The 12,386-nt window shown below is 56.6% G+C and carries 11 protein-coding genes; all 11 read right to left on the bottom strand.

From position 1 onward, the window contains the following. Positions 1-52: 52 nt before the first annotated feature. Positions 53-1,567 (bottom strand): IMP dehydrogenase, encoded by a 1,515-nt coding sequence (locus WMO17_RS06255; protein ID WP_154258848.1) that lies wholly within the window; start codon positions 1,565-1,567, stop codon positions 53-55. A gap of 1,013 nt (positions 1,568-2,580) precedes the next feature. Continuing rightward, complete coding sequence (locus tag WMO17_RS06250; RefSeq protein ID WP_349137691.1) at positions 2,581-3,318, bottom strand: acyl-[acyl-carrier-protein] thioesterase; 738 nt, start codon at positions 3,316-3,318, stop codon at positions 2,581-2,583. Between the two features lie 63 nt (positions 3,319-3,381). After that, the gene (locus WMO17_RS06245; RefSeq protein WP_349137690.1) at positions 3,382-4,614 is read right to left on the bottom strand and encodes an ABC transporter substrate-binding protein; all 1,233 of its coding nucleotides are present in this window, start codon (positions 4,612-4,614) and stop codon (positions 3,382-3,384) included. After that, entirely contained in the window at positions 4,614-5,459 is an 846-nt protein-coding gene (locus WMO17_RS06240; RefSeq protein ID WP_005937234.1) for an ABC transporter permease, read from the bottom strand. The genes WMO17_RS06245 and WMO17_RS06240 overlap by 1 nt, the downstream gene beginning before the upstream one ends. Further along, on the bottom strand, positions 5,459-6,274 hold the full coding sequence (locus WMO17_RS06235; protein WP_154255474.1) for an ABC transporter permease: 816 nt from the start codon (positions 6,272-6,274) through the stop codon (positions 5,459-5,461). The genes WMO17_RS06240 and WMO17_RS06235 overlap by 1 nt, the downstream gene beginning before the upstream one ends. A gap of 9 nt (positions 6,275-6,283) precedes the next feature. After that, positions 6,284-7,330: a spermidine/putrescine ABC transporter ATP-binding protein gene (gene potA / locus WMO17_RS06230; protein WP_349137689.1), complete on the bottom strand. Its 1,047-nt coding sequence runs from the start codon at positions 7,328-7,330 to the stop codon at positions 6,284-6,286. 279 nt (positions 7,331-7,609) lie between these two features. After that, positions 7,610-8,593, bottom strand: coding sequence for a DUF4340 domain-containing protein (locus WMO17_RS06225; RefSeq protein WP_349137688.1), 984 nt, complete (start codon positions 8,591-8,593; stop codon positions 7,610-7,612). 12 nt (positions 8,594-8,605) lie between these two features. After that, positions 8,606-10,036, bottom strand: a complete 1,431-nt coding sequence (locus WMO17_RS06220) for a DUF7088 domain-containing protein (protein ID WP_349137687.1) — start codon at positions 10,034-10,036, stop codon at positions 8,606-8,608. A 15-nt stretch (positions 10,037-10,051) separates the two neighbouring features. Beyond that, the gene (locus tag WMO17_RS06215) at positions 10,052-10,924 is read right to left on the bottom strand and encodes an ABC transporter permease (RefSeq protein WP_207698208.1); all 873 of its coding nucleotides are present in this window, start codon (positions 10,922-10,924) and stop codon (positions 10,052-10,054) included. Further along, on the bottom strand, positions 10,921-11,895 hold the full coding sequence (locus WMO17_RS06210) for an ATP-binding cassette domain-containing protein (RefSeq protein ID WP_207698209.1): 975 nt from the start codon (positions 11,893-11,895) through the stop codon (positions 10,921-10,923). Before WMO17_RS06210 ends, WMO17_RS06215 begins: the two co-directional genes overlap by 4 nt. Positions 11,896-12,085: 190 nt before the next feature. Beyond that, positions 12,086-12,286 carry a 50S ribosomal protein L31 gene (gene rpmE, locus WMO17_RS06205; protein ID WP_005926533.1) on the bottom strand — a complete coding sequence of 67 codons (201 nt, stop codon included), beginning with the start codon at positions 12,284-12,286 and terminating at the stop codon, positions 12,086-12,088. Between the last annotated feature and the right edge of the window lie 100 nt (positions 12,287-12,386).

Below are 12,386 nucleotides of genomic sequence, written 5' to 3'. Positions count from 1 at the left end.
AGAAAAAGCCGCCCATACACAAACAGCACGGGCGGCTTTCAGAACAAACGTGTTAACCGTTGATGATATTGGGGGTAGCATTCTTCAGCACAACGTCGTGGCTGCCGCCCTCAACGATGGAGGTAGAGGAAACCACGGTCAGCTTTGCTTTTTGCTGCAGCTCCGGGATGGACAGAGCGCCGCAGTTGCACATGGTGCTCTTGACCTTGTACAGAGTGGTCTGCACACCGTCAGCCAGAGGGCCGGCATAGGGCACGTAGCTGTCCACGCCTTCCTCAAAGCTCAACTTGCTGGAACCGCCCAGATCGTAGCGCTGCCAGTTGCGGGCACGGTTGGAGCCTTCGCCCCAGTACTCCTTCATATACTGGCCGTTGATGCGCACCTTATTCGTGGGGCTTTCGTCAAAGCGGGCAAAGTAGCGGCCCAGCATCACAAAATCCGCACCCATGGCCAGTGCCAGCGTGATGTGGTAATCGTGGACGATGCCGCCGTCGGAGCAGATGGGCACGTAGATGCCGGTCTCCTTATAGTACTCATCGCGGGCCTTTGCCACCTCGATGACAGCGGTAGCCTGACCACGGCCAATGCCCTTGGTCTCGCGGGTGATGCAGATAGAACCGCCGCCAATGCCGATCTTCACGAAGTCTGCACCAGCCTCGGCCAGGAAGCGGAAGCCCTCGGCATCCACAACGTTGCCTGCGCCCACCTTGACGGTATCGCCGTAGTGCTCACGGATCCAGCCGATAGTGCGGCTCTGCCACTCGGAGTAACCCTCGGAAGAGTCGATGCACAGCACATCCACACCGGCATCCACCAGTGCGGGCACGCGCTCAGCGTAATCGCGGGTGTTGATGCCTGCGCCCACCACATAGCTCTTGTTCTTATCCAGCAGTTCGTTGGCGTTCTTCTTGTGGGAGTCGTAGTCCTTGCGGAACACCATATACTTCAGGTTGCCCTCGGCATCCACCAGAGGCAGGGTGTTGATCTTGTTATCCCAGATGATGTTGTTGCAGTCGTGCAGGGAGGTGTTCTCCGGTGCAGTGACCAGCTTTTCAAGCGGGGTCATGAAGGTGGTGACAGGGGCATCATCCGGGGTGTGGTTGATGCGGTAGTCACGAGATGCAACAATGCCCAGCAGCTTGCCGCTCGGAGTGCCATCGGCAGTGATGGCAATGGTGGAGTGGCCGGTGCGTGCCTTCAGCTCCAGCACATCGTGCAGGGTGGCAGTGGGGGCCAGATTGGAATCGGACACGACATAACCAGCCTTGAAGCTCTTGACGCGGCGCACCATGGCAGCCTCGTTCTCAATGCTCTGAGAGCCGTAGATGAAGGACACGCCGCCCTGACGGGCCAGTGCAATGGCCAGCTTATCGCCAGAGACCGCCTGCATGATAGCGCTGATCATGGGAATATTCATCTGCAGGGGGCATTCCTCCTCGCCCTTGCGGTACTTGACCAGCGGGGTCTTGAGGCTGACAGCCGTGGGGATATTCTCTGCAGAGGAATAGCCGGGGATCAGCAGATATTCACCGAAAGTGCGGGAAGGTTCTTTATAGAAATAAGCCATGTTCAAACTCCTTTTCTCTTAACGCATCAACATCAATCGGATTCATGTTTGCAACCTATAAATTGATTGTATATACTGTACCACAAAGCCAGCCGGAATACAAACCCCCGCCGCGCCAAACTTTGTAAATGTCCTTTGCAGAAAAACAGGCAAATTGCCCACCAAAATGGCGTAAGGTCATACTTTCCCGCATGAGAAGCCGGTTTTTGCGTGATTTATGGATGCAAAAAAGCTCGTCCAGAACGGACGAGCTTTTTTGCACACGAAGCGGGATACCGCCTGTGCGGCACATGGATCACGACTGTGAAGGAGAACAGCCGGAGGAGGAGAACCTGTGCCCGATATCCCCAAAAAACAAGAAGAAAAAGATTTCACACTCAGCAGGGCTTGTGCCCTTGCTGTAACCATATTGTAACTCTTTTGAAACCATTTTGCAATAGGGTTTTGTAATTTTTCTGTAATTTCTTTTGTTAACTTTTTGTGGACACATATAAAACCCCTGCCAGAAAATTTCCGGCAAGGGCTTTGCAGATCATTCTTTATTTTCTTAATAGCACTTTTTGCAAGCAGTGAAGCCTTCCGCTTTTGCTTTCGATAATGTAACCTTTTCCGGGTCTTTCATATTGCTGCAGGTAGACTTGCTGTGATATTTTTTGCCGCTGTGCGTTGGGACCCAGACCATCTGCTCCGTCTTTTTGCCGGCAGAAATGGTCTGAACGGCTGCAGCGGACGGCTTGCAGGCCGCAGTCTATACACTGGCGGCAGATGCCGCCGGGCACAGCAGACTGAAGCACAGTACCAGAACGGCCGCAAGGACTCGGAGATGTTTTTTCATTTGTTTTATCCTCCTTTGGACAATCAGAAGATCCTTCTAATAAAAGAGTACTCCCTGTTCCTCAGAGGATGCAATTCTCAAAATGCGCCGTTTTTTCTGCACGGGTGACGCTTTTTTTGCATTGCTCGCTTATTTTCAGCTAAAAGCGGCGCAGCGGTTCTCGTGAGAAATCAACGATTTACACGTTTGTCTTTCCCACCTCCAGATAGCACTCAAAGCTGGTCTGGCCGTTGTGCTTTCCGACCACATACCAGCCATCCGCCGAAGGGGCATAAAACACCTCTGCCGTTTCTCCCATCGGGATCTCGCGGTGGTAGTTGATAGAAGCAAAGGTCACGGGGCCTTTGCGCATCACTTCCAGCGGCAGCGCATCGCAGACAAGGTCCAGATAGAATGCGTTGTTCAAATGGCCGTTCAGATCGCACTGGGAATAATGCGCCGTCCACTCCCCTGCGCTGGTCAGACCATCCTTGCACTTGTGCAGCTGCAAAGGCAGCTCGCCCTCCACCGTATCGTTCCAGAAATTCTCCACCGTCCAGCCCGGCTCCCGCAGGATACGGCCCTCGGCAAGGCTTGCCACGATCCAGCGGCAGTCCACCATAGCCACCTCTTTGCCCTCGGCATCGGTCAGGGTGGTGATGCGTTTGACCGAACCGTGTTTGCTGACCTGCGCCCGGGAGGTAAGGGTCAACGTTTCGGCACGCTGCGGCACGCGGTCAAATTTCAGGGCCTGCTTGCCCACCAGAAAGGTCACACCGCGTTCTTTGAAGAACTGGTCATCCATACCAAAGGCGCGGGCGTGGTCTGTCGAAATCTGCTCCACATAGCGCAGCAGGGCGCTGGGTTTGAGCAGGCTGCGGAAGTCGGCATCTGCGTTCATGACTGTCATGGTCTCGGTGTAAAAGAACTGTTCCATGGTTTTTCCTTTCTATAAAAAGAGACCACTGCACGTTGTTCTGTGCAGCAGCCTCCTTTGCGTTTAATACTGATTGCGGTTGCGCCTGCGGACCTTGCGCCAGATGTTGAAGCAGGCCAGCGCTACCATGGCTGCCAGCAGCGCAAGGAACAGCAGACTGCTGCCACCCTCGTCGTAGCTCTTCATTTCGCTCCACTTCACGTCCAGCTCGCTGTTCACATCGTCGCTCAGGGCAGTGAACACCTTTTCCTTGGCGGCTTTCTCTTCGGACGGATAAGCGATCTCGCTCTCCTTCAGATCCTCGTCCAGCACCTCCCACACATCCTGCATGGGGGTGGTGTAGCCGATGTACTCGGCGTTTGCCTTGCCGATGTCCGTCTCACACATGAAGTTGATGAACATTTCCGCAGCTTCCTGATGTTCACTGGCAGCAGGAATGGTCATGCAGTCCACGGAAAGCACGCTGCCTTCCTCCGGGAACACCCATGCAAGGTCGGGATTATCGTCGATCATGGTGATGGCATCGCCAGAGTAGTACACACCGACGGCTGCCTCGCCGCCGATCATCTTATCAAAGATCTCGTCCATGACGTAGGCCTGCACCAGCGGTTTCTGAGCCTTCAGCTCTTCCACCACCTCATCCACCTCTTCGGTGGACTGCGGGTTGATATCGTGGCCGCTCTTAAAAGCAGCAATGGCGTAGGCATCGCGGCTGTTGTTGAACATCAGGATATTGCCTGCGTACTGCTCGTCCCACAGGTCGGCCCAGCTGGTGGGCGCTTTGTCCACCATGGTGGTGTTATAAATGATGCCGGTGGTGCAGAGCATGTAGGGCACGGTGTAGGCATTCTGCGGATCGTAATCCGGATCCACGTATTCCTGATCGATCTTTTTGAAGTTCGGGATATTGTCGTAGTTCAGAGGCTTGAGCATCCCCTCGGCGATCATTTTTGCCACCATGTAATCCGACGGAATGACCACATCGTAGTTGGCTGCGCCGGACTTGAGCTTTGCGTACATGGACTCGTTGGAGTCGAAGGTGGTGTAGTTCACCTTGATGCCGGTAAGCTTTTCAAAGGCCGCCACCACGTCCACGCTGTCGTCCGAGCCGTTGGAGATGTACTCGCCCCAGTTATAGACATTGATGGCCACGTTCTGGCCCTTGAAGCGGGTCCAGTCGTAATCGTCCGACACCGAGACATCCTCGGTGACTTCGATGGTGCCGGCGGCAAAGGCGGGCATTGCACAGCAGACCGTCATTGCCAGCGCCAGCAGCAACACAGCAAAACGTTTCATCACACGCCCTCCCCTCTCAGCGCCTTCTGGTCGCGGCGGTAGCTGCGGCTCTCCATTGCGTTGGAGATCAGAATGATGCACAGAATGACCACGAACATGATGGTGGACAGCGCATAGATCTCCGGGCTGACCTTTTTACGGGTCATGGAGTAGATGGCGATGGGCAGCGTTTCCACCGTGCCGCAGTTGAAATAGGAGATCATGAAGTCGTCGATGGAATAGGTCAGGCAGATGAGGAATGCCGACAGGATGGCCGGGCTGATCTCCGGCAGGATGACCTTGAAGAAGGCCTGCTTGGGGTCGCAGCCAAGGTCGAGTGCTGCCTCATACAGCTTGATATCCAATTGCTTGAGCTTGGGCGTGACGTTGAAGATGACATACGGCACATTGAACGCGATATGCGCAATGAGCAGCGTCGGGAAGCCCATGATGGTATCCGGCAGCCAGGAGACACCCCCGGCAAAGCGCTGGTAGGCCACAAACAGCAGCATGAGCGAGATGCCGGTGATGATCTCCGGGTTGACCACCGGGATATAGGTGATGTTGGTGACGACAAGGCGGCTCCCGCGGCCCATGGACGCAATGCCCAGACTTGCCGCTGTACCCAGCACAGTAGCAATGACCGCAGAGATCAGAGCCACTTCCAGCGAGACCAGCAGCGCATGCAGGATGGAGGAGTTATGCAACAGGCTGGAGTACCACTTGAGGGTAAAGCCGGTGAAGAGCGAATAGCCCTTGGACTGGTTGAAGCTGAATACGATCATGTATGCAATGGGCAGGTACATGAAGCAGAAAAACAGCACGATATAGACGCGCTGCATCAGGCGCAGATGTTTCGTTTTCATCAGGACACGCCCTCCATTTCATCTTCATCAAAGCTGGAGGTGAAGCTCATGCACAGCAGCACAATGATCATCAGCACAAGGCTCATGGCAGAACCCACGTTCAGGTTGTAGCTGTTGCCAAGGAACTGCATCTCGATCAGATCGCCAATGAGCAGGTTGGAGCCGCCGCCCAGCATACGGCTGATAACAAAGGTGGACACCGCCGGGACGAACACCATGGTGATGCCGGTGCTGATGCCGGGCACGCTCATGGGAATGAGCACCCGGAGAAGGGTCTTGGTGGTGGAAGCGCCCAGATCCTGCGCAGCTTCCACCAGGCTCTGGTCGATCTTGGTCATGCTGGTGTACAGCGGCAGGATCATATAGGGCACATAGTTATACACCATGCCCAGCACCACCGCACCGGAGGTGTTGAGTATATTGAAGGGGCCAAGGCCGAACACGCCCAGAACAGCGTTCACCGGGCCGTTGATGCTGAGCAGGCCCATCCATGCGTAGGTGCGCAGCAGGAAGTTCATCCACATGGGCAGCATGACCAGCATGAGCATGATGTGCTGCTTGTTCACCCGCAGGCGGGAAAGAAAATAGCCCACCGGGAACGCAATGACCAGACAAATGACCGTGGCAATGAGGGCCAGCAGCAGGCTGCGGGCAAACACCGAGCCGTAGCCGCTGATGGAGGTGAGGTTATCCAGCGTGAAAGCTCCGTTTGCATCCGTAAATGCATAGTACACCACGATGATCAAAGGCACCACTGTGAACAGCGTCATCCATACAAAGTACGGATAGGCCAGCTTTTTATCGTAAATCTTCATCATTGCGGCTCACCCCTCTGAACGCGCCATAATGTGGATCTCGTTGGGGCCGATGCGCATACCAATGGTCTCACCGGGGGTGCAGGCGCGGGTGGAATGGATCAGCCATTCGCGGCCCTCGCACTCCACATGCATCTCAAAGTGGACACCCTTGAAGATGACATCGTTCACAACGCCGACAAGCTGGCCTTCCACAGGAGAGACCACCTCGATATCCTCGGGACGCACCACTACCTGCACGCTCTGCTCGCGGGCAAAGCCGCGATCCACACAGGGGAAGTCCACGCCGGAGAAGGACACCAGAAAATCCCGGTGCATCACGCCGTCCACGATGTTGGAATCGCCAATGAAGTCTGCAACAAAGGCATTCTTCGGCTCATTGTAAATATCCTCCGGCGTGCCGATCTGCTGCACCTTGCCGCTGTTCATGACCACGACGGTATCGGACATGGTAAGGGCTTCCTCCTGATCGTGGGTAACATAAATAAAGGTAATGTTCATTTCGCGCTGCAGGCGCTTCAGCTCCAGCTGCATCTCCTTGCGCAGCTTGAGGTCCAGTGCGCCAAGGGGTTCGTCCAGCAGAAGGATCTCCGGCTCGTTCACCAGACTGCGGGCGATGGCCACGCGCTGCTGCTGGCCGCCGGACATCTGGCTGATGCTGCGGCGCTCGAAGCCTTTCAGGCCAACAACTTCCAGCATGTTGCGCACCTTGCGGCGGATGGTCTCTTCGTCCATCTTTTTGAGCCGCAGACCGAAGGCCACGTTCTCGAACACGTTCAGGTGCGGGAACAGTGCGTATTTCTGAAAAACGGTGTTCACCGGGCGCTTATAGGGCGGCACGCCGGTAATGTCCTCACCTTTCAGCAGCACTTTGCCGGAATTGGGTTCCAGAAAACCTGCAATCAGACGCAGGGTGGTGGTTTTGCCGCAGCCGGAAGGACCCAGCAGCGTTACGAACTCTTTGTCATGGATGTCGAGGTTCAGCCCATCCAGAATGCGCTGACCGTCAAATTCCACTACGATATCCCGCAGTGAAACGATCACCGAGTTGTCCATTTTTTACTTTATCCTCCTTGTAACTCAGATACGAAAAAAGACAGGGCCATGCCCCATCCCTCGTACCAGGGCGACCCAGCCCCGCACAACATCCATGACGACCGGAGAACCTGCAAAAGCAGGCTCTTATATTGCGCAGTTATTCTGCCCTGTCTCGTCTATCTTAATCAATCTTTGCTGAAATGTCAATCACTCTGCCAATGTTTGCCGAAGCTTTACACGCCGCAACAAAAAAACATGCGCCGCAGCGGGCTTTCCGCATACGGCGCACAAAGGTTTTTATTCCGCTTTTAAGGCAGCGGCCGTTATCAGAAGGGCCTGCACAGTGTCAAGGTCAACCGCATAGACGGAACTGTCCCCCTCCACCATCATCCAGCAGCCGTCTGCATTTTCGGCGTAGTGGAGGGTCACGGTCCCATCGGCAGAGGCAGCCCGCACCGTTGCAAGCGGTGCATCAAAGCCATAGGCCGAAGGGTCGGCATCCGCGATTTGTGCGGTCACATAGCCTGCCAGAGCAGAGAGGATGCTCTGCAACTTGCTGTCGTCCAGATCGGCAGAGGGTTCATCGGCCAGCCGCCACACGGTCTGATAGGTGGTGGAATCGGCCGCACTTTCCGAGGAATCGCTCTCCGCTTCCGCAGGCTCAGAGACTGCATTCAGTGCAAGGGTGCCGCTGCCCGTCGTAATGGAAACACTTTCCAGCGCGGAGGCTGTCAGTCCCGCCGGGTTGAACGCGCCAAAAAGGTCTGCTTTGGTCAGCTCAAAGCAGGCCGCCTTGTTGCCAGAAACGGTGTACACGGCATCGTCCCCTGCCTTCTGCACGTACAGATCTCCTGTGACCGGATTCTCGGTGCCAAAGGCAAAGGTATTCGTCTCGCCTGCCGCCGTCACCGTGACCGTAACAGCCGGATCGGCAAGGCCGTAGTCCTCGCCGGGCTGAGCCGTGAGCTGACGTTTGGCGTTCAGGGATGCCAGCGCTGTGACCATGGTATTGCAGGCAGATGCATCCAGATGATAGTCCGGGTCATCCGCCAGCGTCCAGCTTCCGGAATCGTAATTTAGGGTAAGCGTTTCGCCGCCATAGGCATACCGGATGCTGGTCACATCGCCCGCCGCAAAGGAAGAAAGCAGGATGCTGCCCTCTGCGGCGGCGCTGGAAGCAGCCTCTTCTGCGGCATTGCTGCGGCTGACAAACCACAGCAGCCCGCCCAGCACAAGCACCAGCACCAGAAGCACCGCAAGGGTGCGCTGTTTTGTTTTCATGGCAGTGCCCCCTTACCTGCGGCGGCGCAGCAGCACCTCCACAGCACCTGCAATGAGCACTGCTGCGGGCAGCACGAATACGAACACCATGCCCAGCGTCATGGATGCGGAAGCCGGGACCGTGATGGGTGCAGCTTCCAGTGCTTTGGTGTCGATGAGCAGGCTCTGCCCTACCAGCGAAGCGGCACAGCCCTGCAGGAAGGTCAGGTTGCCCGGGATGGACTGGTACACCTGCTCGTTGTCCATGTTGGGGCAGCCGATCCAGATCACCTCGGCACCGGTTGATTCATTGCGCGCCCATACGGCCAGCGAGAACGGGCCGTCGGTATCGCCGGCTTCCTTTGCGGAAGAAGAGCTGGCATCAAAGTCCTGCTTGCTGTAGGCATCCTCGGTGGTATGCAGCAGCGGTTCCGCCGTCACATCGTCTGTCTCGGTAATGGTGATGCCCTGTGCCACCGAGAGCATCACATGGGTGCTCTGATTCACGCCGTCCAGCGCGGTGCTTTCGTCGGCGGCCGCGTAGTCCGGGAACAGCGAGTACGGGTAGCCGTACAGCGCGTGGCCCGCATCGCCCTCCACCACAAGGCCCGGCTCACGCGCAAGGCCGAACTGTGCCATCACTGCATCCAGATCGGGCGTTTCGGTGTAGCCGCTGGTGGTCAGCAGCACCTTGCCGCCGTTTTCCAGATAGGCCTGCAGCTGCGCGATCTCATCCACAAGGCCGTCAGCTGCAAAATCCGAAGCGGGGTCGCTGATGATGAGCAGATCACAGTCCTCCGGAATGGTGCCGGTGAGCAGATTCAGCGGCTGGGCATTGATATTCTGCGCCTTGAGCGCCTCGGTCAGCGAGGAGGTAAGCGCCTGCTCACCGTGGTTGGTGGTGTAGTAGGCATGACTTTCTGCTGCGGCAGTCAGCTTGTAGATGGCAGAGCTGATCTGCTTTTCGCCGCCAAAGGTCACGTTGGCAGCGCCGGTGGTGTAGTAATCGGAGTAATCGTACTCGTAAAGTTCGGCGGCGTTCAGCACTTCGCTGTTCTCACCGCTGACCACGATCAGACTGCCGGTGGATGCATTCTCTGCGCCGTACTGCGCTGCAAAGGTCGGGTAAAGCGCCGGGTCCTTCTGCTCCCAGTGGAAGTGACCGCTCTCGTCGGCGTAGTGATCCAGCAGCTTGGTGATAATGGCATCCTCGCTGCCGGTCTCACAGAGATAATAAACGGTCACGTCCTGATCCAGGCTCTGCATCAGCTGCCTGGAGCTGTCGCCCAGCGTGTACATTTTGGCGGCAGAGAGGTCGAACTCGGTGTATTTTTTCGGGATGGCCCCCACCAGCAGATTGATCAGCACGGCCAACACGATGGCTGCTGCCAGAATGGCCGTGGAGTACAGCCCATTGCGGAACACCTTGCCGTTTGCGGAGGAAGAAAATTTGAAATTTTTCATGTTGTTCCCCTCCCCTCAGTTCCAGCGGCGCTTTTCCAGCCCCTGCGCCGTGAAGAACAAAAACAGCATGGTCACGGTCAGGTAGTACACCAGCGTCGGGATGGAAAAGCTGTTGTTGACAAACTCTTCAAACGGCGTGAACAGGCACAGCCCGCTGAGCACCGCGCTGAACGCTTCGGTCAGCCAGCTGCTCTGCAGCAGGAACAGTGCCGTCAGCACCACACAGCAGCCCGCAAAGGTCAGGCAGCCCAGCGTAAAGCTGCGGGTACGCAGGCCTGCCACCACACTGAGCACTGCCGCAATGGCGGTGAACAGGGCCAGCGCCACTGCGCTGCCTGCGGTGAACATGCTGCGCAGGCTGGGCATCATGTAGGCCAGCAGCAGTGCGGCAACACCTGCCACCGCAGCAATGATCTGATTCTCGGTCAGGCTGGAAAGAAACACGCCAATGGCAATGGCGGCGCAGCCCATGAGATAATAGCACAGCAGAGCGGCCAAGTTTGCCAGCGTGGCCGTGCCGGTGGCACCCAGTGCGGCCAGTACAAGGATCATGACCGCATCGGCAAGGCACGGCAGTGCAAAGATGACGCACAGGGCAAAGAATTTGCCCAGCACGATCTCCCACACAGACACCGGGCTGGTAAGCAGCAGCTGATCGGTGCGGGTGCGGCGTTCCTCTGCAAAGGAGCGCATGGTGAGCACCGGGATATACAAAAGCAGCACAAACGTGGTGCGGTAAAGCGTGTAATAGCCAAAATCCGTCAGGCCGTAGCCCAGATTCAGGGCAACAAAATAGATGGCCGTTGCCGCCAGCATAAAGGCGGTGAGCACGTAGCCGATCATGCCATGAAAGCTGCTGCGGATTTCGCGTTTTAAAATGGCGGTCATTCCGTTTTCTCCTCCCCTTCATCCGATGGTGTTTCAGACTCGTTTTCGGTCAGTGCAAGGAACACTTCCTCCAGCGTCCTGTTTTCCGCTGCCAGCGCCAGCACCGTGCATCCGGCCTGCGAAAGGGCGCGGGACACCTCGGCGCGGCGGTCAGAAGCATCGGCACTTTCTGCGGTAAAGGTCACCTGTCCGTCGGCCTCGGATTCGATCTCCACCTTGCGGATGCCCGGAATGGAGCCGACTGTTTTCAGCACGGTCTTCCCCCCGCCCAGAGCGGTAGCGCGCAGACGGCTGCCGGGGTTCAGCTTTTCGGCCAGCTGTTCCGGCGCACCCACCGCCACCAAATGCCCCTTGGACAGGATCAGTACCTGACTGCACACCGCCTGCACCTCGCTGAGGATGTGGCTGGACAAAATGACCGTATGGGTCTTGCCCAGTTCCTGAATGAGTCTGCGGATCTCGATGACCTGTGCAGGGTCAAGGCCTACGGTAGGCTCGTCCAGAATGATGAGCTGCGGCGCGCCCAGCAGCGCCTGCGCAATGCCCACGCGCTGGCGGTAGCCCTTGGACAGACTGCGGATGAGCCGGGGCAGCACCTCTTCCAGCCCGGTGCGGCGGGCAGCTTTGCGCACCTGTTCTTTGCGGTCGGCCTTCTTTTTGATGCCTTTCAGCTCTGCAGCAAAATCCAGATATTCCTGCACCGTCATTTCCGGGTAGAGCGGCGGCTGCTCGGGCAGATAGCCCACACAGGCCTTGGCCTGCCGGGCCTGCTCCGGCAGGCTGAAGCCCGCCACCTTCACTTCACCGGAGGTGGGGGCAAGGTAGCCGGTGAGGATATTCATGATCGTGGACTTGCCCGCGCCGTTGGGGCCGAGCAGGCCGAAGATCTGGCCGTCGCCCACCGTAAAGGACAAATCTTCAATGGCAGGGTGCGTGCCATACTTTTTGCTCAGATGCGATACTTCGATCACAGCAAACGCTCCTTTTTCATCTAGTTCAATGCTGGTATATTTTAGACTGAAAATGTGTAAAAATTAAGACAATCCTGTGGCGGGATGCAAAAAGAATTCTTAAGAATGATTAAGGCCGCCCTTTCATATGCCAAAAAGGCAGCAAAAAAAGCACCGTCTCCCAAAGGAAACGGTGCTCAGAAAACCATAATTACTTACGGCCGAAACGCTTGTTGAAGCGCTCAACACGTCCGCCGGTGTCAACCAGCTTCTGCTTGCCAGTGTAGAAAGGATGGCACTTGGAGCAAACTTCGACGTGGATCTCAGGCTTGGTGGAACGAGTCTTGATGACGTTGCCGCATGCGCAGGTGATGGTGCAGTCAACGTAGTTCGGATGGATACCCTGTTTCATTCTTTTCACCTCATTTCTGGTTCTGACTTATTGGGGCCATATTATAAATGTATGTGCCCATCACAACCTTCAATATCGGCTACCCCGTCGAGCGGCCTTG

It is taken from the genome of Faecalibacterium faecis, from assembly GCF_040096475.1.
GTDB lineage: Bacteria > Bacillota > Clostridia > Oscillospirales > Ruminococcaceae > Faecalibacterium > Faecalibacterium taiwanense.
Note: the sequence above shows the minus strand (reverse complement) of the source record. Positions and strands in the feature narration are given on the sequence as shown.